This is a genomic window from Arthrobacter echini, from assembly GCF_008107445.1.
In the GTDB taxonomy this organism is placed as follows: domain Bacteria; phylum Actinomycetota; class Actinomycetes; order Actinomycetales; family Micrococcaceae; genus Arthrobacter_D; species Arthrobacter_D echini_A.
Map to the genome: position 1 here is coordinate 189,887 of NZ_VSLD01000004.1, position 24,530 is coordinate 214,416.

Genomic DNA, 24,530 nt, shown 5'->3' on the forward strand with positions numbered 1-24,530 from the left:
GGACGCCGACCGTGTCAGGACGCCGGTGCGAGGACCGGGCGGATCACGCTGAGCGCCGACGCGTGCGTGCGGCGCGGTGTGAGGGCCGAACCGAGGGACGAGAGGTACTCGGCCCGTCGCTTGGGCGAGATCCGCGACACCGGGGTGGGGATTGCCCCGACGGTGTCGGAGTAGTGGGTGGACAGCCCGTCCTGGAGGAGCCGAAGCGCCTCGGACTTCTGCTGGGACACCGCCGAGTGGGTGGTGCCGAGCTCCGCCGCGACCTCGGTCACCGACCGGCCCTCGAAGAACACCTGCTCCACGATGTGCCGCATACGGACCGGCAGATGCGTGACTGCCGCGCGGAGATGGCGCACCTGCTCGGCGGCCAGCAGCGAGGCCTCCGGGGCCTCGTCCAGTGCGGGAACGACGTCGAGCACTGTCTCGTCGAGTGTCTGCATGGAACGCGCGGCGTCGTCGAGTGCCGTATGGACCTCCTGGCGACTCACGCCGAGGGTGGCGGCGAGCTCGTCGACGGTGGCCTTCCGTCCCAGCGAGGCCGACAGGGTCTCCTGCGCCGCGAGGGTGTCGCCGATGCGACGACGCACCGAGCGTGGCGCCCAGTCGTTGGACCTCATCTCGTCGGCGAACGCGCCGGTGATGCGTCGGCGGGCGTAGGCGCCGAACGGCACCCCGAGCGTGGGATCGAAGGAGTTGGCGGAGGTGATGAGCGCTATGGCCCCGACCGACGCAAGATCGTCCCGTGAGAGATGTGTCGCTCGGGCGCACAGGGTCGATACGAGATAACCGACCAGTGGCAGGTTGTCGAGAATGAGTTTTTCGCGGTCCCGTGAATGCATATGAGCAAGCTCCCCAGCTGGCTTGAGTGCAAAGCTGCCCCCGGTCGACCTCGGTGAGGTCTGCCAGGAGCGGCTGATGTCTCCATGAAATTAGCAGCGGCTTTTCGGCCTCAGGGGTCTGCTGGGGGAATACTGCCCAAAGGCTGAGCTTGAATCGCTACCGCTGGATTTCCGGCGTCTTTCAGGTGCTCGCGATCACGATGATTTCCTTGCTGGTCGACTCATCGAAGGCGGACCCGTCCCAGTCACCGTGCCACCGGATGGTGGAGTAGCCCGCCTCCCGCAACAGTTCCGAGAGCCGCTCGGGGGTGGCGAAACGCAGGGTGCTGGTGTCGGTGATCTCGGTTCCGTCCCGTTCGAAGCGCGTCCGGGCCTCGAACGTGACGAGTTCCTCGCGGACGTCCATCAGTCTCCAGCCCGTCAGGAGTGGACCGGCGCTGGAATCCACGGCAGCGGGACCGTCCGCGCTCTGCCACCCCAACCAGGCTTCCTGCGCCGGATTACGGGTCTCGAACAGGAAGCGACCGCCGGGGACGAGCCGGCGGCGGACCTCCGTCAGGGTCTCGAGGATCTCCTCGTCAGTGAGCAGGCACTGGAAGGCGTGGCCGATCATCACAGCGGCATCGAACGGACCGGGACCGAGGTGGCGCGCAGTTCCCTCGAGCCAGGTCACGTGTGCGGCGTTGTTTTTGGTGCGGGCGAGCGCGAGCATGCGAGGAGCCGGATCGATCCCGGTCACACGATGGCCCTCGCGGGCGAGCCTGATGGCGAACGAGCCGGTTCCGCAGCCCACGTCGGCGATCCTCAGTGCAGACCCCGACAGCTCCTTCGAGTAGAAATCCGTGTCCCAGGTACCCTCGTTGAACTCGTCGTAGAGGGCCACGAGGCGATCATCGGCATGGCCGTCCACCGGCACGGCGGGAGCGTGGCCCGCGTCCACCTGCTCGACGACGAACTCCTCGAGAACCACCTCGGTGTCAGCGCCGACGACGAACCCGGGACCGCCCACGTAGGTCCGGAAGGCGGGGCTGTGCCAGAAGTCCTCATGGGCTGCGCGCCATTCGTCCGCCGTCGTGAAGCCCTCGCCCTCTGCCTCCATGTGCTGCCACGGCACCTCGGAAAGGGATACCTGGCGCACGGCGACGGTGCGAATGGTGGCAACCGCCCGGCCCGCCGAGTCGACGACCCGCTGTCGGGTGCCGACCCTTGGCAGTGGTTCGGCGACCGGCTCGTATTCGAGGGCGAGGGACGTCGTCGTCGTCTTGGAGCCGGCGAGGATCGCAGCGATGAGCCGGTCCCGGAGCGGGCCGGGGAAGCCGAATTCGGCGGAAGGGAGAGTCATCCCTCCATGCTGGCCCAGGAGTTGTGAAGACGGCGGTAATTGGATGCCCTGGTGCGGCTATCTGCTCCGCCGTGGCTGCCCGGACGGCTCCTCACGACGTCGTGTGCTTCTCGCGGCTTGCGCGGAGCCTGGGGAGGAGAAGTGGTCCGGGTTGTCCACATACGGATGATTGCCACATGAATTAGTACGCGTGTTCGAGAGAATGGAGTATGACATCAGGACGGCGAGCGGAACCCGTGAGGTGGGATGATCCGCATGATCTGCTGGCATCGACCAGAACCGAGCTCCTCGAGCTCGGCCGGGACGTCGCCGGCCGCTATCGCCGGTCCGGGACCGACGAGCTCACCCGCCTGCTCATCGGGGTCGAGGAGCTCGCAACCGCTGTCGAGGTCCTGCAGGTCCTGCTGGTCCAGGCCCTCGAGGACCGGACTCCGCCGGCCGACACACTCACGGGCTCCGGTGGTCCTGGTCCCGATTCCGGTTCTGCTTCCGGGTTTGCTTTCGGTGAGGTGTGCGGTGCAGGCTCGCGGCATCGTGACCACGCCGACTTCCTGCGTGCAGTCCTGAGAATCAGCAGGTCCGAGGCCAATCGGCGGCGCCGACTCGCCCGCACCCTCTTCCCTCAGGTCTCGCCCACCGGGGCCGAGGTGCCCGCCGTCCTGGAAACACTGGGTGCTGCGTTCAGCGTCGGGGGGATCAGCAGTAGGGCGGCGACCCTGATCTGCAAGGCCTCCGACCGCGTGGAAACCCACGCAGGTCCAGCCCAGATCCAGGCCATGGAGCACCACCTCACGGACCAGGCCATCGCCTCGGACCAGGACATCCTGCAGGTAGTGGCGCGACGCTGGCAGGACTGCCTCGATCAGGACGGTCAGGAACCCTCCGAGAAGGTCCTCACTGCCTATCAGGGTGTCTTCCTGCGAGGCCGACGCCACGGCCTGCACCATCTCGAGGTCAACGCCACCGACGACCAGTACGAGGCGCTCCTCACCACCATGACCACAGCGACGAACCCCCGTACGATGCACCCTGATGCCGGTGCGGATGCCAGTGCGGGTGCGGCTGATCCGCTCCACGCCTCCGCTGGTGGCGCTGATCACCCTGCGGAGGATCAGCCGACCCGCGCACAGACGTTGCTCCACGGACTCGTCTCCGCGTGCACGATCGCCCTGAGCGCCGACAGGCTTCCCGCCACGGGTGGTCACCGCCCCCAGGTGATGGTCACCATCGACTACCGGGACCTCCTCGGCGACGTCGCCCGTGCAGCTGCCACGAGCCCACCCGATGCCACCGCCGCGACTTCCGGACGGCCGGGTCAGGCCGTCTTCGCCCAGCGGATCCCCGCGCGCAGTATCCGGCAGATCGCCTGTGACGCCGACCTGATCCCCTTGGTGTTGGGCGCACACGGACAGATCCTCGATATCGGACGAGCCCAACGCCTCTTCCCGCCTCATCTGCGCCGCGCCCTCATCGCCCGTGACGGCGGCTGCGCCTTTCCCGACTGCACCATCCCGGCCACCTGGTGCCAGGCCCACCACATCAGACCCTGGTCCATCGGAGGAACGACCACCGCGGACAACGGTGTCCTGCTCTGCGCGCACCACCACCGACTCGTCCACACCAGCGACTGGAGCATTCACACCCGCCATGGCACGCCCTGGTTCACCCCGCCGCACCCACGGGGCCCGGACGGACACCATCCAAGGGACGGCTACCGCCGGCAACCACGCCAGAACTCCTACCGACGCATTCATCGCGCCGTCCACGAGCTCGCAGTGACCCACGACGTCACACCACTCCACGATTGAGCTGCGCCGGCGACCCCACGGGTGGCGAGCGGGCCCCGGTCACCACCCCGTGGAGTGACACAGTGGACCCTCACGGCCGGGACTGATCGGTCGTCTCGGTCCGATATCCACAGGTGGTGGAGCAGGTGATGGGGTAAATGATGAAGCAGGTGGTGGAGCAGAAGGGTGGAGCAGAACGGTGACGGGAACAGGACCCGTGGCGACGTATCATAAGGTGTCAGTCTTTATCTACCTTTAGGGGCAAGTTGTGTCCACCGTTGAAGAGAATTCGGCAGCCGAAGCACAGACCGGCGGTAATCGGGTCAAGCGCGGAATGGCCGAAATGCTCAAGGGCGGCGTCATCATGGATGTCGTCACGGCCGATCAGGCCCGCATCGCCGAGGATGCCGGCGCAGTAGCGGTCATGGCCCTCGAACGGGTTCCAGCGGACATCCGTGCCCAGGGCGGCGTCTCCCGCATGAGCGACCCCGACATGATCGACAGCATCATCGAGACGGTGTCGATCCCGGTCATGGCCAAGGCCCGCATCGGCCACTTCGTGGAGGCTCGCGTCCTGCAGTCCCTCGGAGTCGACTACATCGACGAGTCGGAGGTCCTCACGCCTGCTGACTTCACCAACCACATCGACAAGTGGAACTTCACCATCCCTTTCGTGTGCGGAGCCACCAATCTCGGAGAGGCCCTCCGCCGCATCAACGAGGGTGCTGCGATGATCCGTTCCAAGGGTGAGGCCGGCACTGGCGACGTCTCCAATGCCACGATGCACATGCGGAAGATCCGCGCACAGATCAACTGGCTCTCCTCGATGGCTGAGGACGAACTGTACGTCGCCGCGAAGGAGCTGCAGGCACCCTACGCCCTCGTCAAGGAGGTCGCCGCTGCAGGTCGCCTTCCCGTGGTCCTCTTCACCGCAGGCGGCATCGCGACCCCTGCAGATGCCGCCATGATGATGCAGCTCGGAGCCGACGGCGTCTTCGTGGGGTCCGGCATCTTCAAGTCCGGCAATCCTGCCGACCGCGCCAAGGCGATCGTGCAGGCCACCACCTTCCACGACGATCCCGACATGATCGCCAAGCTTTCCCGGGGTCTGGGCGAGGCCATGGTCGGCATCAATGTGGAGGAGCTCCCACAGCCGCACCGCCTGGCCGAGCGCGGCTGGTAGGAAGATCGCAGAATAGCTCCGCACAGGAGCGCGGTGTGGATGCAGAAGGACCGCAGCCCCGGCTGCGGTCCTTCTGTGCGTCGCGCCTTCAGGAGCATCGTCGCGTGCCAGGAGTAGTTCTTCCTCGGAGCCGTGAGGATCCTAGAGATCGAGCACGTAGGTGCGCCCGCGACCGAGCAGTGTGAAACCACGGCTCGAGAAGAACGGGTAGCCCTGCGGCGTCGCGTTGACCGTCAGCGTCGCGGCGCCTGCCTCACCCGCGGCCCTCGCCGTTGCCCCGAGCAGTGTCGTGGCCAGCCCCTGCCGCTGGAACCCGGGGAGAACCTCGAGCTGGTGGATGCCGCCGATCCCCGTCGGACCGGCTACCCCGGAGGGGTAGAACGAGTAGGCGGCTCCGGTGATGGTGCCGCCGTCGTCCCGCGTCACGGCATGCCAGGCGCGGTGCGGTTCCACGCGCACCACGCGCACCACGCGCAGCTCCTGCTCCAGCGGGCCCGAATAGTCCGGCACTTCGCGGGTGAGGATCGCGGCGTCGTTCCCGCCCTGGACGACGTCGGCCACGGGCGCAGCCATCCACCAGGGCTGCCAGCTCATCCTGAAGCCGAGAGGCCCGAGCCCGACGGCGTCGACGGCGCTGTTGAGCCAGATGCGCGCGGACGACGCCCCCAGCCGCAAACCTTCCGCCAGAGCGGGCCGCACAGCAGCGGCGGTGACGGAGTCGGGGAACATCAGCATGAGCTCCTTCCGAGCCGGCAACCACACCCAGGTGGACCCGTGGGTGGAGAACGTCTTCCCACCCGTCGCCGTCGCGAGTGCGGCGTTCCACGCGGACTGGTGCCGCTGACACTGCGCGATGGTCACCATGTCGGCTCGACCGAGGGCCCCCTGCTCATGCCAGGCCGCGCCGCACGAGCAGGGGCGTGAGATCGGCATCGCGCCCACGGAAGCTGCGGAAGGCCTGCAGCGGTTCCACGCTGTTGCCCCTCGAGAGCAGCTCCCGTCGGAAGTGATCTCCGTTCTGCCTCGTCAGCCCGCCGGAGGACTTGAACCACTCCACCGTGTCGGCGTCGAGCATCTCGCTCCAGATGTACGCGTAGTAGGACGCAGCGTATCCGCCGGCGAAGATGTGCTTGAAGTAGGAGGTGCGGTACCTCGGCGGCACCGGGGCGAAGTCGACGCCTGCGTCCGCGAGAGCCGCTGCCTCGAACGCGAGCGGATCCTCGATCGTGGTCCCGGCGGGGATCGAGTGCCAGGCGAGATCGAGCAGTGTGGCCCCGAGATACGCCGTCGTCTCGAAACCCTCACCCCAGGCTCCCGCCGCATGGATACGGTCGATCACGTCCTGCGGCAGGGCCTCCCCGGTCTCGTGATGGCGCGCGTAGTGCGCCACGACCTCCGGCCACAGGATCCACATCTCATTGACCTGCGACGGGTACTCGACGAAGTCGCGCGGCACGGACGTCCCGGCGAAGAGCGGGTAGGTCACGTCCGAGAAGAGCCCGTGCAGGGCATGGCCGAACTCGTGGAAGGTGGTGACCACCTGGTCGTAGGAGAGCAGGGTCGGCTCGCCCGACGCCGGCTTCGAGATGTTCAGGTTGTTGATGACGACGGCGCGTGTTCCCTCGAGGGCCGACTGGTCGACGAACGAGTTCATCCACGCCCCACCGCTCTTCGTGTCACGCGTGTAGTAGTCACCGAGGAACAGGCCGAGTCCGGAGCCGTCCTCGTTGAAGACCTCCCACACCCTGACGTCCGGGTGGTAGCCCTCCAGATCGGGGCGCTCGGTGAAGGTGAGCCCGTACAGGCGGTGCGCGGCGTAGAAGATGCCGTCGTCGATCACCCGCTCCAGCTCGAAGTAGGGACGGAGCCCATCGAGGTCGACGTCGAACCTGGCCCTGCGGACCCTGGCCGCATAGAAGGCCCAGTCCCAGGGCTCCACGAGGTGGCCCGCCTCGGCTTCCAGTTCCACAGCCTCGGCCCGGGCATTGCGGACCGCCGGAGCAGCGAGATCGCGCATCCGGTCCATGATCGCCTCCAGCGACGGTGCTGTCTGGCTGTCCGTCGCGGCGGCGGCGTACGAGTCGAAGCCGAGGAGGCTTGCGCGCTCCGCACGCAGGGTGGCCATCCGTGTCGCGATCGCGAGCGTGTCGGAGTCGTTACCGCGGGCACCACGGTGCACGGATGCCTCATGGAGACGGCGGCGTACCTCCCGGTTCGTGAGCAGCTCCAGCGCGGGCTGCGCCGTCGGCAGGATCAAGGTCAGGAGGTACTTGCCGTCATGACCGGCGTCAGCCGCCGCCGTGGCGGCGGCGGAGATCGCATCGGGAGACAGACCGTCGAGCTCCTCGGCGGAGTCGACCAGCAGGGCAGAGGTGTTCGTGTCCTTCAACAGCTTCTGGGAGAACTCGGTACTCAGCGCAGAGAGGCTCGAGTTGAGCGCACGGAGCGTGGCCTGCGCGTCATCGTCCAGTTCGGCTCCTGCCCGCACGAAACTGCTGACGTACTCCTCGACGAGGCGCACGGACTCGTGGTCCAGGCCGTTGGTCGAAACCTGACGGAGGCGGTCGAACAGCGCCCGATTGAGCTTGATATTGTCCTCGTGCTCGGCCAGGCGTGGCGCGATGAGCTGCTCGAGCTCCTGGATGGCATCAGTGGCGTGGCTCACGGAATTGCTGAAGAAGACCCTCGATACCCGATCGAGCGTGCTGCCGGCACGCTCGAGGGCAACGAGTGTGTTCTCGAAGGAGGGGTCCTCCACAGACCCGGTGATGGCGTCGATCTGCTCCAGGTGCTCTGCGAAGCCGGCATCGAACGCCGGGAGGTAGTGCTCGTCCTTGATGGTGGCGAAGGGTGGCAGGTTGTAGTCGAGTGTGCTCGGGGCCAGGAAAGGGTTGCTCATGGGAACCAACTTTTGCACGTTGTTGCACTTTCATGCGCCACCCTTGACCCTGCTTCCCCGGCGACCCTACTGTCGGAGTGTTTCGCTGCCCGACGATCGACGCGATCCTCCTCGGATCGCAGGGTCCACGGCCGGCATCCCTGGCGCCGATGCCGGTGGGCCGTGAGGCACGCCGGGCAGTGCAGCCCGGTTTCGAGAAGGAGCTTCGATGAGAACCACTCGATCCAGAACGATCCTCGCGGCAACCTTGACGATCGCGCTCTGCGGGGTCGGTGCGACCCTTCCGGCCGCGGCGACGGCGCCGGTCCCGAAGGACCAGACTGCACCACCCGAGCATGCGACGCCGATTCCCGAGATCGAAGGCCCACTGGTGACCACAGGGACGTCCTACCCATTCGGGGCAGCCGATCACCAGGAGGTGCCGCAGGACCTCCGGAAGCTGCGTTACGTCGAGGAGGAGTTCCTGGTCAGCGGCACCTCGAACGTCTACACCTGGCCCGGAACAGGACCGGCCGAGATCCGCACCCCGGACAGTCCCTACACCACGCGTGTGCTGGTCCGGAAGCCGGCCAAGGGCCAGAAGTTCAGCGGGAACGTCGTCGTCGAGATGCTCAACCCCAGCAATCTGTTCGATCTGAACATCGGCTGGGCCATGGCGCAGAAGCAGATCGTCGACAACGGCGATGCCTGGGTGGGTATCACGGCGAAGCCGATCGCCGTCGACGCCCTGAAGAACTTCGACGCTGAACGCTACGCGTCCCTCTCCTTCGCGAATCCGCTGCCTCTCACCGATCCTGCGAACTGCACCGCGGTCGCGGCGGACTCGTCGAGGACCACGGAGAACGGCCTCATCTGGGACATCTACTCGCAGGTGGGGGCGTGGCTCAGGAGCGACGACGCCGCCAACCCCCTGCGCTACGGTTCGACGGACTCGCTCGTGGAACACGCCTACGGGTTCGGCTACTCCCAGACCGGCGGGTACCTCGTCAACTACATCAACGGCGTGCACCCGCGCGTCGTGGAATCGGACGGGAAGCCGATCTACGATGCCTACATCGTGGCGGTCGCCGGTGGGGCCTTCGCGGGCGCCTACCCCATGAACCAGTGCGAACCGGCACCGCCGGCGGGCGATCCACGACGTCAGTTCGAGGACGTGGGCGTACCGATCATGCGCATGATGTCGCAGTCCGACTATCTGCTGGGCATCGGTTCCCGCCGCCCGGACAGTGACGAGCCCGGTGATCGCTACCGCCACTACGAGATGGCCGGCGCAGGCCACGCCACACCGGACGAGCTCATCTTCTCGGCGTCCTCGGCGGACATCCTCGCCGCGGATCGCGCCGTTCCGCCCGCGTCCTGCAACGAGGGACCACGCAGCAGATTCCCGAGCTCCATCTTCTTCGATGCTGCGCTGCGCAACCTCGACCTGTGGGTCCGGGACGGTGTGGCCCCGCCCCACGCCGAACCGATCCTCGTCCGGGACGGCAAGCCCGTTCTCGACCAGTTCGGCAACGTCCGGGGTGGTCTGCGATCGCCCTTCCTCGATGTCCCGACGAGCACGTGGTACGGCACCGCGACGGGAGCGTCCTTCTGCTTCATCGCAGGGTACGAGCGACCCCTGTCGCAGGAGGTCCTCGATGCGCTCTACCCCAATCACGGCCGGTACCTGAAGGCGGTCAGCGATGATATCCGGGCACTCGAGCGTCGAGGCTTCCTGACGGCGTACGACGCCCGTCAGCTGCGCCTCGACGCCGCACGGAGCGACATCCCCTGAAGAGGTCACGGGTGAGGCTCCGCCGGGGAGCCTCACCCGGAGGACCTTCGCCAGAAGCACCGATCTAGCGGGGCCTCGCCCCGGCCTGCTTCCGGGCCAGCTCGGCGAGCGAGTCGTCGAGGCCGGTGTCGTCGAACGATCCGAATCTGCGCTCTGCCGCAGTCCGCAGCAGGAAGTCGGCGATCGCCGGATTCTTCGGCAGCAGCGAACCGTGCAGGTAGCTACCCACCACATTCCTCGAACGGGCGCCCTCGGAGCTGTCCTCTGCATTGTTGCCCACACCCTTGACCACGGTACCGAGCGGCAACACGCCGTCCCCGAGGAAGGTCTGGCCGCTGTGGTTCTCGTACCCGTGGATCTCGCCGAACTCCTCGCTGGTGGCGACCACGTTCCCGATCAGTCGGTCGCTCCCACCGCGCGTCTCCAGATCCAGCACCCCGATCCCCGGGATGTCCGTACCACCGTGCGTCCTGAAGACCGTGCCGAACAACTGGTACATCCCACAGATCACGAGCATCGGTGTGCCGTCGTCGGCATGTGCACGCAGCGTCGGGGCGATGGCCTGCAGGTCGTCCTGGATGACCAGCTGGCCGCTGTCCTGACCGCCACCGCCGATGATGAGATCGACGTCGTCGGGAAACGTGTCACCGATGTCGTACTCGAGGATCTCGGCGCCGTAGCCACGCCAGGCGAGGCGCTGCCTGAGCACGAGGACATTCCCGTAGTCGCCGTAGATGTTCATCTCGCGCGGGTAGAGCTGCAGGATGCGCAGCGATCCCTTCGAGGAATCGGTGGCTGCGCTGGTCAGGGCGCCGGCGGACGGTGCATCGCTCATCAGGAGACCACCTCGACTTTCGCGATCTTGGAGAGCTCGCGGCGTACCGCGAGCATGGCTGTGTAGGTGCAGAAGATGCGGCGGGGCTGCCCGCCCGATCCGCTGATGAAGGTCTTGAGAGCCGCGGTGATGTCGGGCTCCACGTCGCCCACCCGGACGCCGTCGTAGGTCAGTCGCAGTGCCATGTCGTAGGCGCGGACACCGGTGACGATCTCGACCCCGTCGTGGCGCAGCGAGTCGAAGTCCACGTCCCACAGCCAGGACATGTCGCGACCGTCGGCATAGTTGTCGTTGATGGCGATCATGGTGGCGCAGCCCGCCGGATCGAAGGACTTCAGTCCCAGCCGGAAGCCGCTCGGGTTCTTCACGAGCACCAGCTCCAGGGGCTGACCGTCGACGACGATGCTCTCGCCGCGGCCGAACGCCGGTTCCACGGCCGCCAGCGACCCGAAGAGACGATCGACGTCGGCGGCCCCGCCGAGCACCGTGCGTGCCGCCGCGAGCGCTGCCGCCGCATTGAAGATGTTGTACACCCCGCGCAGCCGCAGCTCGGTGCGGACACTCATGCCGTCGACCTCGAACTCGGCCGCGTTGCCCTCGACGGTGGTCAGGACGACGTCGGCGGGTAGCGCAGCAGCGGGTGCGGTCCCCTCGGCGCCACGCAGTTCGTCATCGTTGGGGAAGGTGCTGCGCAGCGACGCGTGGAGGCCGAAGTAGGCGACATCCGCCTGGGTGACGGAGGACGCGATGCCCGCGACGCGGGGATCCTCGCGGTTCAGGACGACCGTCCCGGTGGTGGCGACCGCTATGCGCTCCAGCAGGCGCGTGGTCGCATCGATCTCGCCGAAGCGGTCCAGCTGATCACGGAGGACGTTCAGGAGCAGCGAGTACCGGGGCGGGACCAGCTTCACGAAGTGCACGGCATGGGCTTCGTCGAGCTCGAGGACCGCGACGTCGGCGGAGAGTCTCCCGCGCCAGTCCACCTCGCCGAGGAGGGCTGCCGCGACACCACGCGTGAAGTTGCTGCCGGTGCGGTTGGTGAACACCGTCAGCCCCTGGCCCTCGAGGAGTTCCACCACCATCTTCGTGGTGGTGGTCTTGCCATTCGTACCGCTGACCACCACCACGCCCCGGGGCAGGGAGGCGAGGGCGCGACCCATGAAACCGGGATCGAGGCGCTCGACGACGAGGCCCGGGAGCGCGGAGCCACCGCCGCGCAGTCGGGAGGCGATGCGCACAGCCTTGCCCACGAGAACTGGAAGGGGATTCATGCCTCCACATTATCGTCGTCGGGCCCTCCTGCCCCGCAGGTGCCGCACCGGAGGCCGCACACAGCTGCCGGTGCTGTCCCGGACACCACCTAGAATCGACGGATGACGTCCTCGCCTCCTGCGTCCGGAACCGCAGCCCCCCACCGGCCGGCCGATCTCCCCGATGCCCCCACGGGCCGGCCGGCGCCGAGCAGGACCCTCTGCGTCGGTGTTCTCGCGGTGCAGGGCGATGTGCGCGAGCACATCAACACGATCGAGTCCCTCGGTGGACGCGCCGTCCCCGTGCGCAGGCCCGCCGAACTGGCGGCACTCGACGGTCTGATCATCCCCGGGGGCGAGTCCACCACGATGGACCGGCTGACCCGGATCTTCGGGCTCGCCGAACCGCTGCGCGATCTCATCGGCAGCGGTCTGCCGGTGTACGGATCCTGCGCCGGAATGATCATGCTCTCCGACGTGATCGCCGATCCCTCGGTCGATCAGCTCGGTCAGCCGCAGCAGAGCCTCGGCGGTCTCGACATGGTGGTGCGGCGCAATGCCTTCGGCCGCCAGCGCGAGTCCTTCGAGACCGATCTCGCCTTCACCGGACTGGCGGGCCACACACCCGTCCGGGCCGTCTTCATCCGTGCCCCCTGGGTCGAGAAGGTGGGCGACGGCGTCCAGGTCCTCGCCGAAGTCCCCGCCGGTGGCACACCCGCCGCCGGTCCGCTCGAGGGGACCACGGGTCCCCGGAGGGGCGTGCCGCCTGGGGACACGGACGCCGGTGCCGAGCCGGTCGCTAGAATCGTGGCAGTGCGTTCGGGGAATCTGCTGGCCACGAGTTTCCACCCGGAGATCACGGGGGAGCGGCGGGTCCACGAACTTTTCATCCGGATGATCAGAGGAGAAGCGTAAGCATGTCGGGCCACTCCAAATGGGCAACAACGAAGCACAAGAAAGCGGCGATCGACGCCAAGCGCGCCAAGTCCTTCGCCAAATTGATCAAGAACATCGAGGTGGCCGCGCGCGCCGGCGGCGCCGATGTGGCCGGCAACCCCGGTCTCGAGCTGGCGGTCTCGAAGGCCAAGAAGACCTCCGTACCGATCGACAACATCAATCGAGCCGTGAAGCGCGGGGCCGGGCTGCTCGGCGAAGCCGTCGACTACCAGACCATCATGTACGAGGCGCGCGGGCCCCAGGGCTCCGCCCTGCTGATCGAGTGCCTCACCGACAACAAGAACCGCGCGGCGTCCGAGGTGCGTCTCGGGATCACCCGCCACGGTGGCTCCGTCGCCGATCCCGGGTCGGTCTCCTACCTCTTCGCGCGCAAGGGCGTCGTCACGCTCCCGCGGAAGGACCTCACGGAGGACGAGCTGCTGATGTCGGTGCTCGACGCCGGGGCGGACGAGGTCAAGGAATCCGCCGACACCTTCGAGATCATCTCGGAGCCGCAGGATCTGCGCGCCGTGGTCGAGGCGCTCGAGGAGAGCGGCATCGAGTACGACGCCGACGAGGTCGAGTTCGTGCCGTCGATGCAGGTGGATCTCGATGCCGACGGCGGGCGGAAGTTCCTGCGGCTCGTGGATGCCCTCGAAGAGCTCGACGACGTCCAGAACGTCTACTCGAACGCCCACCTGCCCGCCGACGTCCTGGCCGAGCTCGAGAACGACGACTGACATCGCAGGGGTGAGGAACGCGGGCCGCGGAACGCCATGACGTATCGCGTGATGGGCGTGGACCCGGGGCTGACGCGGTGCGGGCTCGCCGTGGTCGATATCGAGCCGAACCGGCACTCCACCCTCGTGGCGGTCGGCGTGGTGGGTACCGATCCGGGACGGAGCCTCGACGAGCGGCTCCTGGTCATCTCCGAAGCCGTCGATGCGTGGCTGGACCTGCACGAGCCCCAGGTCCTCGCGGTGGAGCGCGTGTTCAGCCAGCTCAACGTCAGCACGGTCATGGGCACCGCGCAGGCGTCCGGCGTCGTGATCGTCTCCGCCGCGCGCCGCGGGATTCCCGTGGCGCTCCACACGCCCACCGAGGTGAAGGCCGCCGTGACCGGTAACGGCCAGGCGGACAAGGTGGCCGTCACCAAGATGGTCACCAAGATCCTTCGCCTGAAGACCTCGCCCAGACCGGCCGATGCCGCCGATGCACTCGCGCTGGCCATCACCCATGCGTGGCGCAGGGGAGCGCAGCCCGGTGCCGCCCCGGGTGCCTCGGTCACACCCGCCCAGCGGATCTGGGCCGAGGCGGAGGCACGGGCACGACGGCGCTGACCGGCCCTCCCACCGCACGGACCGGGGTCGAGCGGTGTGGCGGCTCGATCGGGACGGCCGGCGCCGGTACCGTTGTGCAGTAGAACGTGTGTTCGATACCAGCATCCGTCCGGTTCCGCCGGCGTCATCTCTTCTTGGAGCGTTTCACATGATCAGTTCCCTGCGCGGAACAGTGACCCACGTGGGTCTGAACGCCGCCGTCGTCGATGTCAACGGCTTCGGGATGCAGGTCCTGGCCACACCGCAGACGCTCGCCGGACTGCGCGTGGGGGAGCAGGCCTCGGTCTCGACCGCGCTGATCGTCCGTGAGGACTCCATGACGCTCTTCGGCTTCGAGGACGCGGAGCAGCGTGAAGTGTTCGAGACACTGCTCGCGGTCAGCGGGGTGGGCCCGCGTCTGGCGCTGGCCGTCCTGGCAGTGCACACCCCCGAGGCCATCCGCGTGGCGGCAGCGGCGGGAGATGACAAGGCCTTCAGCAAGGTACCCGGGATAGGTCCCAAGGGGGCCCGCCGGATCGTGCTGGAACTGGCGGGCAAGCTCGTCCCGCTCGATCGGACCCCGGAGACCTCGAAGCAGACCTGGCAGGGGCAGGTCCTCACGGCCATGATGGGACTGGGCTGGTCGGAGAAGGACGCCGGGGCCGCCATCGACGCCGCCGTCGCCGATGCACCCGAGATCGCCGCGACCGGCGACGTGGGGCAGATCCTCAAGATGACGCTGCGGAGGCTGGGCCAGGACGGCGCACGCAGCTCCGCCAGGACGAAGGTGTGACGATGACCGACCAGCAACCCGACGAGGCGCCGCTCGTGGCCCAGGCCGCGGACCCGGAGGACCGGGCGGTCGAGGCCGCCCTGCGGCCGAAGAATCTCGACGACTTCGTGGGGCAGAAGAGGGTCAGGCGCCAGCTCTCCCTCGTCCTCGAGGCATCCCGGCTCCGTGGGCGCAGTGCGGACCACGTGCTGCTGTCCGGACCTCCGGGCCTCGGCAAGACCACCCTTGCCATGATCATCGCGGCGGAGATGAACGCGCCACTGCGCATCTCGTCCGGGCCGGCGATCCAGCACGCGGGCGATCTCGCGGCGATCCTCTCCTCGCTCACCGATGGCGAGGTCCTCTTCCTCGACGAGATCCACAGGATGTCCCGCCCGGCGGAGGAGATGCTCTACATGGCCATGGAGGACTTCCGCGTCGACATCATCGTCGGGAAGGGGCCAGGGGCCACGGCGATCCCCCTGGAACTGCCGCCCTTCACGCTCGTCGGCGCGACGACCCGGGCAGGCCTGCTGCCCGGCCCCCTGCGCGACCGCTTCGGCTTCACCGGGCATCTGGAGTTCTACTCCACGGACGAACTCGAGCTGGTACTCCGCCGATCGGCGATGCTGATGGACATGTCGGTGAATTCCGCCGCGTTCGCCGAGATCGCCGGACGCTCGCGCGGGACGCCCCGTATCGCGAACCGTCTCCTGCGCCGCGTCCGCGACTGGGCGCTCGTGCACGGTTCCGAGCAGATCGACGCGCGAGCGGCGAGTGCCGCCCTCGACATGTACGAGGTCGACGCACGCGGCCTGGACCGGCTCGACCGGTCGGTCCTGACCGCGCTCATCACCAAGTTCAACGGCGGTCCGGTGGGACTCTCCACCCTGGCCATCGCGGTGGGTGAGGAACCGGAGACGGTGGAGACCGTGGCCGAGCCCTACCTGGTACGCGAGGGCATGCTCGGGCGCACGCCCAGGGGCAGGATCGCGACGGCGGCAGCCTGGAAGCATCTCGGGCTGGCCATGCCGCCGACCGTCGCGGCAGCCATGCCGGAGGACCTCTTCTCCGTGACCCCGGACGGCTTCGACGGCAGTGGATCGGGCGTCGACAGCTGGTCCCGCCCGGAGGGGTGACGCGGGACCTCCCGGGATTGCCCTCTACACTGGTCTCTCACGATGTGTGCCGGGGCACAGTGCTGCCCCCACCTCCACTCCCAGGAACGGAAGATGCCCTGTGCTTTCAGCTGTAGTCGCCCAAACGCCCGCCGGAGAATCGGGTGGCTTCGATGTCTTCGGGCTCCTGCTCCCACTGGCGCTGGCCTTCCTGATCTTCACCATGTTCCGCAGGCAGCGGAAGGCGCAGAAGCAGGTCAAGGAGATGCGTACCCAGCTGGAGCCCGGCAGTGAGGTCATGACCCAGTTCGGCCTGTTCGGCACCATCGTCTCGATCGACCAGGAGAACAACAGGGCCGTCCTGGAGCTCTCGCCCGGCAACCACGCCACGGTCCACACCCAGGCCCTGTCCAAGGTGGTCCAGCAGGACCCGGTGCTGCAGGACGACGCCGTCACCGACGCGGAGCGCCGGGACCTCGACAGCTATGACGGCTCGGCGGTGCCCGACGACGCGTCCTCCCTCGACGGCGTCGACGGCGACCGTTCCGCCGGCGGGGCCACCGCGGCCGGGGAAGCGCGAACCGGACACGAGACTCCCGAGCAGACCCTGGAGCGGCTCGACCGCGAGCAGTCGAACCGTGACGAGCGCGACACGCGCGGTCCGGGTGGCACCACCGGGACCTCCGACCACTAGCATTCCGTGGGGCGGGTGACCGCCCCCGCCAGCATCGATCCGGCGCCCGCGCAGCGCCACTGAATAAGGACATCCATCATGCCTCGTACCGGTCCCGGGACGGCAGCCAAACGAACACTGGTCTGGCTGGGAGCACTGACAGCCCTGCTCGCCATCCTGCTGGGAGCCGGTTCCTTCTGGAGCACCGCCAGCTGGAGCCCCCGCCTCGCGCTCGATCTCGAGGGCGGTACCCAGATGATCCTGGCGCCCCGGGTCCAGGGCGGCAGCGAGATCACCCCGGAGCAGCTCGACCAGGCGGTGGAGATCATCCGGCAGCGCGTGGACGGCTCCGGCGTGGCCGAGGCGGAGATCAACACGCAGTCGGGCCGGAATGTGATCGTCTCCCTGCCCGGTACACCCGATGCGCAGACCCGCGACCTCATCCAGGCCTCCGCGCAGATGGAGTTCCGCCCGGTACTCGCCGGTGGGCCGGGCCAGGCGCCTGCCGCAGAGACACCCACACCGGAGGATCAGCTGCCCCGACCCGGCGCGGAGCCACAGGACGGTAGCGATCCGAACTGGATCACCCCCGAGCTGTACCAGGAGTTCGAGGCACTGGACTGCCTCGATCCGGCAGCCCTCGAGCCCGCGGAGGAACCGGCGCCCGCGGACCAGCCGATGGTGGCGTGCGAACCCGACAACCAGGGCAAGTACATCCTCGGGCCGGTCGCCATTCCCGGCACCGACATCTCCACGGCGAGCTACGGACTGCAGCGGAGTGCGCAGGGCCAGGCGCTGAACACGTGGGCCGTGAACATCGACTTCGACGACGAGGGCACGAAAGCCTTCCGCGAGGTCACCGAGCGGCTCAACGCGATCGGACCTGGCGATCCGCGCAACCAGTTCGCCATCGTCCTCGACGGGAAGATCGTCTCCGCGCCGACCACGAATGCCGTGATCGCCGATGGAAACGCCCAGATCAGCGGAAACTTCACCGAGGAGTCCTCGGCCGCCCTGGCCGAGCAGCTCAAGTACGGTGCGCTGCCCATCAGCTTCGAGATCCAGAGCGAGCAGCAGATCTCCGCCACCCTCGGAGCCGACCAGCTCCGCCTCGGACTGCTGGCCGGGCTGATCGGGCTCGGGCTCGTAGCGGCCTACTCGATCTTCCAGTACCGGCTCCTCGGCCTGGTGACCATCGCTTCGCTCGTCGTCGCGGGTGTCCTGACCTATCTGGCCATCTGCATCCTCGGCTGGACGGAGAACTACCGCCTGTCCCTCGCTGGCGTGGCAGGACTGATCGTCGCCATCGGCCAGACCGCGGACTCGTTCATCGTCTACTTCGAGCGTATCCGCGACGAACTGCGCGACGGACGGGGCCTCGTCTCCGCCGTCGAGAACGGCTGGCGCCGCGCCAAGCGCACGGTCCTCGCGTCGAAGGCGGTGAACCTGCTGGCGGCCCTCGTGCTCTACTTCGTCGCCGTCGGCAACGTGCGCGGCTTCGCCTTCACCCTCGGACTCACGGCCATCGCCGACCTCGTCGTGGTCTTCCTCTTCACCCATCCCGTGCTGCGCCTCCTCGCGCAGACCAGATTCTTCGGCGAGGGCCACCCCTGGTCCGGGCTGGACCCCCGCAGGCTCGGCGGCCTCCCGCTCTACCGCGGCGCCGGGCGCCTGCGCGAGCCGGGCCAGAACGTGGTCGTGTCCCGGTCCAAGAACAAGGGCGCCTCGGCAGAGGCCGAGCGGCGCCTGACGATCGCCGAGCGGCGGCGCGCGGAGCACGACACAGCCCTGGCCGGACGCACAGGGTCGTCCGAGAAGGAGAACGACGCATGAGCCGCACCAACTTCGCCACTTTCGGCAATGAGCTGTACTCGGGCAAGCGGTCCTATCCTTTCGTTGCGAAACGCAATATCTGGTTCCTCATCGCCGGTCTCGCCGTCCTCGTCTCGCTCATCATCCCGGTGGTCAAGGGAGGCTTCAATCTGGGGATCGATTTCCGTGGGGGCTCGGAATTCACGGTGTCCGCCACAGAGAACACCGAGGTCTCTGTGGGTGAGAGCGCGGTGACCGACGTCGTGCCGGATGCCGTGCCGCGCGTGACCAACATCGCGGCGAACACCATGCGGATCCAGACCGAACAGCTCTCCGACGACGAGACGCTCAGCGTCCGGTCGAACCTGATCAGCGGCTACGGCGTGGGCAAGGACCAGGTGACCTCGAGCTTCGTCGGCCCGACCTGGGGGGAGGATGTGAGTCGACAGGCCATCATCGGCTTCGGCGTCTTCGTGCTCCTGGCCGCGATCCTCATGGCCATCTACTTCCGCACGTGGAAGATGGCACTGGCCGCGATGGCCGCTCTCGTCGTGGTCATGGTGGTGACGGCAGGGCTGTATGCGCTCAGCGGGTTCGAGGTCACGCCGTCGGCGATCATCGGCTTCCTGACGATCCTCAGCTACGCCCTGTACGACACCGTGGTGGTCTTCGACAAGATCCGGGAGAACACCGCCGACATCCTGATCTCCACCAAGCGCACCTTCGCGGAGCAGGTCAATCTCGCCGTGAACCAGACACTCGTGCGTTCGATCAACACCTCGGTGGTCGCGATCCTGCCCGTGGCCTCGATCCTGTTCATCGGCGCCTTCATCCTCGGCGCCGGCACCCTGCAGGATCTGTCCCTGGCCCTGTTCATCGGCATCATCCTGGGAACGCTCGGTACCATCTTCATCGCCGCCCCGCTCTACGCCGCGCTCAGGGTGAACGAGCCGGAGCTGAAGAAGCAGGAGAAGAGGGTCACGGAACGGCGTTCGCTCGAGGCTGCACGGGCCTGAGACCGGTCGCCGGTCCGGCGCGGGTAGACTTGGAGCTGTCGCGTGAGTCCGCGACAGCTGGGGCCTGATGGCCCCAGGATCAAGATCGAGGGACGATGAATGGCTGATGCGGTCGAGCCCGCGGTGACCACCGGGACGGAAGCAGGCTCAGCAGTGCCCGAGCGGTCCGCCCCGCTGCAGGAACCGGATGGATCGCCCGGCGCGGCTCCCTCGGACCAGGTCTCGACATCACCCGCCGGTACGGGTACCGAGCAGGTACTGCCCGGACGGCGTGGACGTACACGGGCGCGGATCGCCCGCCTGACGGGCCGCGGCTCCTCGGGATATTCGCCCGTCCTCGAGCCTCTCCTCCGCACGGTCCGCGCGATCAATCCCAAAGAGGACCTGGACCTCATCCAGCGTGCGTATCTGGTCGCGGAGCGCAGCCACGAGGGGCAGAAGCGCAAGAGCGGTGATCCGTACATCACCCACCCGGTGGCTGTGGCGACCATCCTCGCGGAACTCGGGATGACAGGGACCACCCTCGCTGCGGCTCTCCTCCACGACACCGTGGAGGACACCTCCTACACCCTCGCCGAACTCGAGCGGGATTTCGGGTCCGAGGTGGCGATGCTCGTCGACGGCGTCACGAAGCTCGACAAGGTCTCCTTCGGGGACGCTGCGCAGGCGGAGACCGTGCGCAAGATGGTCGTGGCGATGTCCAAGGACATCCGGGTCCTCGTCATCAAGCTCGCCGACCGGCTCCACAATGCGCGCACCTGGCGCTTCGTCTCGGCGACGTCGTCGGCCAAGAAGGCCCGCGAGACCATAGAGATCTTCGCGCCTCTCGCCCACCGCCTGGGCATGAACACCATCAAGTGGGAACTCGAGGACCTCTCCTTCGCGGCCCTGCACCCGAACATCTACGAGGAGATCGTGCGGATGGTGGGGGAGCGGACCCCCGAACGCGAGAAGCACCTGAATCTCCTGCGGAACCAGATCGACGAGGACCTGCGCGCCGTCAAGATCAAGGCCACCATCACCGGACGGCCCAAGCACTACTACTCGATCTACCAGAAGATGATCGTCAGGGGGAAGGATTTCGACGACATCCACGACCTGATGGGTGTGCGGGTCCTCGTGGACAGCGTCCGCGACTGCTATGCCACGCTCGGTTCGCTGCACTCGCGCTGGAACCCCCTGCCGGGGCGGTTCAAGGACTACATCGCGATGCCGAAGTTCAACATGTACCAGTCTCTGCACACCACGGTGATCGGCCCCGGCGGCAAGCCGGTGGAAATTCAGATCCGGACGCACGACATGCACCGGCGGGCCGAGTACGGGGTGGCGGCGCACTGGAAGTACAAGAGTGGCGGCAGGCCCCTGGAGGCGCAGGACGGCAGCGACATGGGGTGGCTGCGCAGCCTCGTGGACTGGCAGCAGGAGACCTCGGACCCGAACGAGTTCCTCGACTCCCTGCGGTTCGAGATCAACGCTCGGGAGGTCTTCGTCTTCACCCCCAAGGGCGAGGTGATGGCACTGCCTGCCGGGTCGACGCCCGTCGACTTCGCCTACGCCGTGCACACCGAGGTGGGGCACCGCACCATCGGTGCGAGGGTCAACGGCAAGCTCGTCCCGCTGAACAGCGAGCTCAGTCACGGGGACTCGGTGGTCATCTTCACCTCGAAGGCCGAGGGTGCGGGGCCCAGCCAGGACTGGCAGGGCTTCGTCAAGAGCCCACGCGCACGCAACAAGATCAGACAGTGGTTCACGAAGGAACGGCGCGAAGAAGCTGTCGACAAGGGCAAGGACCTGCTCACGCGGGCCATGCGCAAGCAGAATCTGCCGTTGCAGCGCATGATGCCGCACACCGCGCTCATGACGGTGGCCGAGGAACTCCACCACCAGGACATCTCCGCGCTGTATGCGGCCGTGGGCGACGGCCACACGTCGGCGCAGAACGTCATCGAGCACCTCGTCGCGCTGATGGGCGGACATGAGGGGACCGAGGCGAAGATCGCCGAGACCGCGGTGGCGACCCAGCCCCGCAGGCCCAAGTTCTCCGACTCCGGCGTCACGGTGCGCGGGGTGGGCGACGTCTGGGTGAAGCTCGCGCGCTGCTGCACGCCCGTACCGCCCGACCCGATCGTCGGTTTCGTCACCCGCGGGTCCGGGGTGTCGGTCCATCGCAGCGACTGCCGCAATGTCGAGGAGCTCCGGGACCAGCCCGACAGGATCGTGCCCGTGGAGTGGGCACCGACACAGTCCAGCGTGTTCCTGGTGGAGATCCAGGTGGAGGCCCTCGATCGCAAGAGCCTGCTCTCGGACGTGACGAGTCTGCTCGCCGAGAACCACGTCAATATCCTCGCGGCCAATGTGAACACCTCGTCCGATCGTGTGGCGATGTCGCGCTTCGCCTTCGAGATGGGTGATCCCAAGTATCTGAACCACATCCTCAGTGCCGTGCGGCGCATCGACGGCGTCTTCGACGTGTACCGCACCACCGGATCGCAGCGACGCCCCTAGGCACCCCGCCCCCTGACCTGGGCCGCACGCAGCCTCGTCAGCGCCCGGGCCTTGCCCGGTACACGGGTGGCGTTGACCAGCGCCGCCTCCACGAGCCGCAGCGGACATGCCAGGTCGGGTGCCCTGTCGATGGCGCGGAGGACGGCGACGGCGGTGCGGTCGCCGTGGACCGCAAGGTCCAGGGCGGTCCGGAGGGGCGTGGTCACCGACACTCCTCCGACGAGATTGACGTCGAACGGACCGAGCGAGACCTGATGCATGACCGCCCCACTGAACGGGGGCAGCGCCGTGGTCCTCCGCCTGTGATCGGTGACGAGGCTGATCAGGGCGGGTACCGGGGCGCACCCGTAGATCCACGCGGCGCAGGAGCGCCCGAGCGCCACGCGTGCCCGGAGGGAGTCCGGCACGCAGCGTGCCGCGGCCTCGGAGCGCGTGGCGGGATTCTCCGTGAAGTCGCTCCGAAGGTAGGAGTTCCCGATCACGAGCCGGACGAGGCCCTCCAGCCTCATGGACTGGAGCTCCGCCGAGGTGAAGATCTCCCCGGCGTGGAAGAGCGCACCCCCGGTCGAGGTGACGGTGGGTGATGCGCCGAGATAACGCCCGGGCGGGGTGGCTGTGCTGTCCAGCGGAGACATTGATCCAGCATCGTCAGTGGGAGCTGCGCGCAAAAGCCCTCCGGCGCCGTTGTGGACAACGGTGCCGGAGGGCCGGGGTGAACGACGCCTGCTACTGAAGCGTCAGGAGAAGTCCTGCGCCGATCTCTGCAGCATCTCCAGCCACTGTTCACGGGCTGCCAGCGCTTCCTTCGCCGTGGCGATCTTCGAACTGTTCCCCGCGCCCTCCGCAGCCGCAAGATCCTCCTTGAGCTGAGCGATCGTCGCCTCGAGCTGACTGAGCGCACTCGTGGTGCGGGCCTTCGTCTCGGGGTTGGTCTTCTGCCAGTGCTCGTCGTCGGCGGACTTCACGGCGTCCTCGACCCTGCGCAGGCCTGCGTCGATCCGACCCATGTCGGCGCGTGGCACCTTGCCCGCCTCGTCCCATCGGTCCCGGACCGACTGGAGCGCCTTCTTCGCAGCGGCGAGATCCCTGACGGGCAGGATCTTCTGCGCTTCGACCAGCAGTGCCTCCTTGGCGGTGAGGTTGACGGAGTATTCCTCGTCGATCGCCTCGTTGTCGGCTTTCCTCGCCTCGAAGAAACGATCCTGGGCGGCGCGGAACCGGGCCCAGAGGGCGTCGTCGTCCTTGCGGCTGGCACGCTTGGACGCCTTCCACTCGTCCATCAGCTGACGATACGCCGCCGCTGTGTGACCCCAGTCCGTGGAGTCGGAGAGCTGCTCGGCGCGTTTGATGAGCGCTTCCTTCGACTGCTTCGCCTCGGCGTTGTCGGTGTCGAGCTGGGAGAAATAGGCGCGGCGGTGCCGATCGAAGACGGTGCGCGAGGAGCGGAAGCGCTTCCAGAGTGCGTCCTCGGTGCCCTTTCCCAGTCTCGGCCCGTTCTTCTGGGCCGCCTTCCAGAGCTCGAAGAGCTCGTTCATACGGGTGCTGCTGGCCTTCCACTGGACGGTGGCCGGATCGCGACCCGCGAGTTCCTCGGCCTCGACGACGATCGCCTCACGGGCTGCGAGCTCCCGGGCCTTGAGCTCGTCCAGGGCCGCGCGTTCGGTTTTCTCGAGACCGCTCACGGCCTCCAGCAGGGCGTCGATCCTGGCTTCGAGGGCGAGCACGTCCCCGACCATGGTGCGCTCTCCGACCTGCGTCCGCAGATGCCTGGCGGTCTTCGCCATGTCCGAGGACGGGGCCTTGGCCTCGACCCGCTGCTCGAGCAGAGCCACCTGGCTCACGACGTCGTCGTACTTCCGCACGAAGTAGGTCAGCGCCTCCTCGCGCGTTGCATCCGGGTACTGCCCGACGGCGTGTTCCTCGCCGTCGACGAGCAGGAAGACATGCCCGTCGTCCTCGACCCGAGCGAACCTGCCGGCTTCCTCGAGCGAGGTGGTGTGCGCCGGGGGAGCCGCAGGACGGCCGGACTTCCTCGCGGGCCGCGGGGCCATCGACGTCGGCAGCGGCGCACGCGGAGCCGCCGGGCGGGGCGGCGAAGGGCTTGCTGACACGTGTGCGACGTCGGCCTGGTCTGCGGGAGCGGTGGATGCGGCTGCCGGGTCAGCCGGTGCTGGCTGTACGTCGTCGACCGGGCCAGCGAGTGGTGCCTGCACGCCGTCGGCCTGGTCCGTGGGAGCGGCGGATGCTGCGGATTCGGGCTCGGGCGCCACGGTAGCGTCCTGGCCCTCCTCGGCATCGGTGTCGTTGCCCTCGGGCGGACGGGATGGACTGCCATCGGCTGCCGCGGCGTCCTGCTCCGTGCCGTGGTCGATGGTCGTTTCGTCGGATTGCTGACTGTCTGTCACCGCTAGAAATCTTTCACTCGTCGGATGGCCGTGAGCAACGCCGGGGCCATGTCGTCCGGGGTCGA

Annotated in this window: 20 protein-coding genes; 12 read left to right on the forward strand and 8 right to left on the reverse strand. The window is 67.7% G+C overall.

Going from position 1 to position 24,530, the window contains the following annotated elements:
* Positions 1 to 14: 14 nt before the first annotated feature.
* Entirely contained in the window at positions 15 to 839 is an 825-nt protein-coding gene (locus FQ377_RS10120) for a sigma-70 family RNA polymerase sigma factor (protein ID WP_148601133.1), read from the reverse strand.
* 181 nt (positions 840 to 1,020) lie between these two features.
* Positions 1,021 to 2,181, reverse strand: a complete 1,161-nt coding sequence (locus FQ377_RS10125; protein ID WP_222861862.1) for a methyltransferase domain-containing protein — start codon at positions 2,179 to 2,181, stop codon at positions 1,021 to 1,023.
* A 236-nt stretch (positions 2,182 to 2,417) separates the two neighbouring features.
* On the opposite strand from FQ377_RS10125, the gene FQ377_RS10130 reads away from it, so the two are divergent.
* The gene (locus FQ377_RS10130; RefSeq protein ID WP_187393323.1) at positions 2,418 to 3,989 is read left to right on the forward strand and encodes an HNH endonuclease signature motif containing protein; all 1,572 of its coding nucleotides are present in this window, start codon (positions 2,418 to 2,420) and stop codon (positions 3,987 to 3,989) included.
* Positions 3,990 to 4,236: 247 nt separating this feature from the next.
* On the forward strand, positions 4,237 to 5,151 hold the full coding sequence (gene pdxS, locus FQ377_RS10135; protein WP_148601135.1) for a pyridoxal 5'-phosphate synthase lyase subunit PdxS: 915 nt from the start codon (positions 4,237 to 4,239) through the stop codon (positions 5,149 to 5,151).
* 141 nt (positions 5,152 to 5,292) lie between these two features.
* Here pdxS and FQ377_RS10140 read toward each other — a convergent pair whose 3' ends face one another.
* Positions 5,293 to 5,886, reverse strand: a complete 594-nt coding sequence (locus FQ377_RS10140; protein ID WP_222861863.1) for a GNAT family N-acetyltransferase — start codon at positions 5,884 to 5,886, stop codon at positions 5,293 to 5,295.
* 154 nt (positions 5,887 to 6,040) lie between these two features.
* On the reverse strand, positions 6,041 to 8,050 hold the full coding sequence (locus FQ377_RS10145) for a M3 family metallopeptidase (protein WP_148601137.1): 2,010 nt from the start codon (positions 8,048 to 8,050) through the stop codon (positions 6,041 to 6,043).
* Between the two features lie 208 nt (positions 8,051 to 8,258).
* On the opposite strand from FQ377_RS10145, the gene FQ377_RS10150 reads away from it, so the two are divergent.
* The gene (locus FQ377_RS10150) at positions 8,259 to 9,824 is read left to right on the forward strand and encodes an alpha/beta hydrolase domain-containing protein (protein WP_148601138.1); all 1,566 of its coding nucleotides are present in this window, start codon (positions 8,259 to 8,261) and stop codon (positions 9,822 to 9,824) included.
* Between the two features lie 64 nt (positions 9,825 to 9,888).
* On the opposite strand, the gene FQ377_RS10155 is transcribed toward FQ377_RS10150, so the two are convergent.
* The gene (locus FQ377_RS10155) at positions 9,889 to 10,659 is read right to left on the reverse strand and encodes a type 1 glutamine amidotransferase (RefSeq protein ID WP_148601139.1); all 771 of its coding nucleotides are present in this window, start codon (positions 10,657 to 10,659) and stop codon (positions 9,889 to 9,891) included.
* On the reverse strand, positions 10,659 to 11,930 hold the full coding sequence (locus FQ377_RS10160) for a Mur ligase family protein (protein ID WP_148601140.1): 1,272 nt from the start codon (positions 11,928 to 11,930) through the stop codon (positions 10,659 to 10,661). Before FQ377_RS10160 ends, FQ377_RS10155 begins: the two co-directional genes overlap by 1 nt.
* A gap of 102 nt (positions 11,931 to 12,032) precedes the next feature.
* Between FQ377_RS10160 and pdxT the strand changes: the two genes are divergently transcribed.
* The 9 genes from pdxT (at position 12,033) to FQ377_RS10205 (ending at position 22,060) form a co-directional block, all read left to right on the forward strand.
* The gene (pdxT, locus tag FQ377_RS10165; RefSeq protein WP_148601141.1) at positions 12,033 to 12,824 is read left to right on the forward strand and encodes a pyridoxal 5'-phosphate synthase glutaminase subunit PdxT; all 792 of its coding nucleotides are present in this window, start codon (positions 12,033 to 12,035) and stop codon (positions 12,822 to 12,824) included.
* Positions 12,825 to 12,826: 2 nt separating this feature from the next.
* Positions 12,827 to 13,585 (forward strand): YebC/PmpR family DNA-binding transcriptional regulator, encoded by a 759-nt coding sequence (locus tag FQ377_RS10170; RefSeq protein WP_148601142.1) that lies wholly within the window; start codon positions 12,827 to 12,829, stop codon positions 13,583 to 13,585.
* A 36-nt stretch (positions 13,586 to 13,621) separates the two neighbouring features.
* A complete protein-coding gene (ruvC, locus tag FQ377_RS10175) occupies positions 13,622 to 14,185 on the forward strand; it encodes a crossover junction endodeoxyribonuclease RuvC (protein WP_148601143.1) in 564 nt (187 codons plus the stop codon).
* A 148-nt stretch (positions 14,186 to 14,333) separates the two neighbouring features.
* Complete coding sequence (ruvA, locus tag FQ377_RS10180) at positions 14,334 to 14,957, forward strand: Holliday junction branch migration protein RuvA (protein ID WP_148601144.1); 624 nt, start codon at positions 14,334 to 14,336, stop codon at positions 14,955 to 14,957.
* A gap of 2 nt (positions 14,958 to 14,959) precedes the next feature.
* The gene (ruvB, locus tag FQ377_RS10185) at positions 14,960 to 16,075 is read left to right on the forward strand and encodes a Holliday junction branch migration DNA helicase RuvB (RefSeq protein ID WP_148601145.1); all 1,116 of its coding nucleotides are present in this window, start codon (positions 14,960 to 14,962) and stop codon (positions 16,073 to 16,075) included.
* A 100-nt stretch (positions 16,076 to 16,175) separates the two neighbouring features.
* Positions 16,176 to 16,748: a preprotein translocase subunit YajC gene (gene yajC / locus FQ377_RS10190; RefSeq protein ID WP_262364392.1), complete on the forward strand. Its 573-nt coding sequence runs from the start codon at positions 16,176 to 16,178 to the stop codon at positions 16,746 to 16,748.
* A gap of 78 nt (positions 16,749 to 16,826) precedes the next feature.
* Positions 16,827 to 18,560, forward strand: coding sequence for a protein translocase subunit SecD (gene secD, locus FQ377_RS10195; RefSeq protein ID WP_148601146.1), 1,734 nt, complete (start codon positions 16,827 to 16,829; stop codon positions 18,558 to 18,560).
* Positions 18,557 to 19,555, forward strand: a complete 999-nt coding sequence (gene secF / locus FQ377_RS10200) for a protein translocase subunit SecF (RefSeq protein WP_148601147.1) — start codon at positions 18,557 to 18,559, stop codon at positions 19,553 to 19,555. Before secD ends, secF begins: the two co-directional genes overlap by 4 nt.
* Before the next feature lie 99 nt (positions 19,556 to 19,654).
* On the forward strand, positions 19,655 to 22,060 hold the full coding sequence (locus tag FQ377_RS10205) for a RelA/SpoT family protein (RefSeq protein ID WP_148601148.1): 2,406 nt from the start codon (positions 19,655 to 19,657) through the stop codon (positions 22,058 to 22,060).
* On the opposite strand, the gene FQ377_RS10210 is transcribed toward FQ377_RS10205, so the two are convergent.
* Positions 22,057 to 22,695, reverse strand: coding sequence for a hypothetical protein (locus tag FQ377_RS10210; protein ID WP_148601149.1), 639 nt, complete (start codon positions 22,693 to 22,695; stop codon positions 22,057 to 22,059). The two genes, FQ377_RS10205 and FQ377_RS10210, sit on opposite strands and share 4 nt — an antisense overlap.
* A gap of 102 nt (positions 22,696 to 22,797) precedes the next feature.
* Entirely contained in the window at positions 22,798 to 24,465 is a 1,668-nt protein-coding gene (locus FQ377_RS10215; protein WP_395858486.1) for a DUF349 domain-containing protein, read from the reverse strand.
* Between the last annotated feature and the right edge of the window lie 65 nt (positions 24,466 to 24,530).

What these genes read in the sequence shown, in the direction of transcription:
- FQ377_RS10120 (WP_148601133.1), bottom strand. Translation starts at nt 839, where the DNA reads ATGCATTCACGGGACCGCGAAAAACTCATTCTCGACAACCTGCCACTG.
- FQ377_RS10125 (WP_222861862.1), bottom strand. Translation starts at nt 2,181, where the DNA reads ATGACTCTCCCTTCCGCCGAATTCGGCTTCCCCGGCCCGCTCCGGGAC.
- FQ377_RS10140 (WP_222861863.1), bottom strand. Translation starts at nt 5,886, where the DNA reads ATGCTGATGTTCCCCGACTCCGTCACCGCCGCTGCTGTGCGGCCCGCT.
- FQ377_RS10145 (WP_148601137.1), bottom strand. Translation starts at nt 8,050, where the DNA reads ATGAGCAACCCTTTCCTGGCCCCGAGCACACTCGACTACAACCTGCCA.
- FQ377_RS10150 (WP_148601138.1), top strand. Translation starts at nt 8,259, where the DNA reads ATGAGAACCACTCGATCCAGAACGATCCTCGCGGCAACCTTGACGATC.
- FQ377_RS10155 (WP_148601139.1), bottom strand. Translation starts at nt 10,659, where the DNA reads ATGAGCGATGCACCGTCCGCCGGCGCCCTGACCAGCGCAGCCACCGAT.
- FQ377_RS10160 (WP_148601140.1), bottom strand. Translation starts at nt 11,930, where the DNA reads ATGAATCCCCTTCCAGTTCTCGTGGGCAAGGCTGTGCGCATCGCCTCC.
- pdxT (WP_148601141.1), top strand. Translation starts at nt 12,033, where the DNA reads ATGACGTCCTCGCCTCCTGCGTCCGGAACCGCAGCCCCCCACCGGCCG.
- FQ377_RS10170 (WP_148601142.1), top strand. Translation starts at nt 12,827, where the DNA reads ATGTCGGGCCACTCCAAATGGGCAACAACGAAGCACAAGAAAGCGGCG.
- ruvC (WP_148601143.1), top strand. Translation starts at nt 13,622, where the DNA reads ATGACGTATCGCGTGATGGGCGTGGACCCGGGGCTGACGCGGTGCGGG.
- ruvA (WP_148601144.1), top strand. Translation starts at nt 14,334, where the DNA reads ATGATCAGTTCCCTGCGCGGAACAGTGACCCACGTGGGTCTGAACGCC.
- ruvB (WP_148601145.1), top strand. Translation starts at nt 14,960, where the DNA reads ATGACCGACCAGCAACCCGACGAGGCGCCGCTCGTGGCCCAGGCCGCG.
- secD (WP_148601146.1), top strand. Translation starts at nt 16,827, where the DNA reads ATGCCTCGTACCGGTCCCGGGACGGCAGCCAAACGAACACTGGTCTGG.
- secF (WP_148601147.1), top strand. Translation starts at nt 18,557, where the DNA reads ATGAGCCGCACCAACTTCGCCACTTTCGGCAATGAGCTGTACTCGGGC.
- FQ377_RS10205 (WP_148601148.1), top strand. Translation starts at nt 19,655, where the DNA reads ATGGCTGATGCGGTCGAGCCCGCGGTGACCACCGGGACGGAAGCAGGC.
- FQ377_RS10210 (WP_148601149.1), bottom strand. Translation starts at nt 22,695, where the DNA reads ATGTCTCCGCTGGACAGCACAGCCACCCCGCCCGGGCGTTATCTCGGC.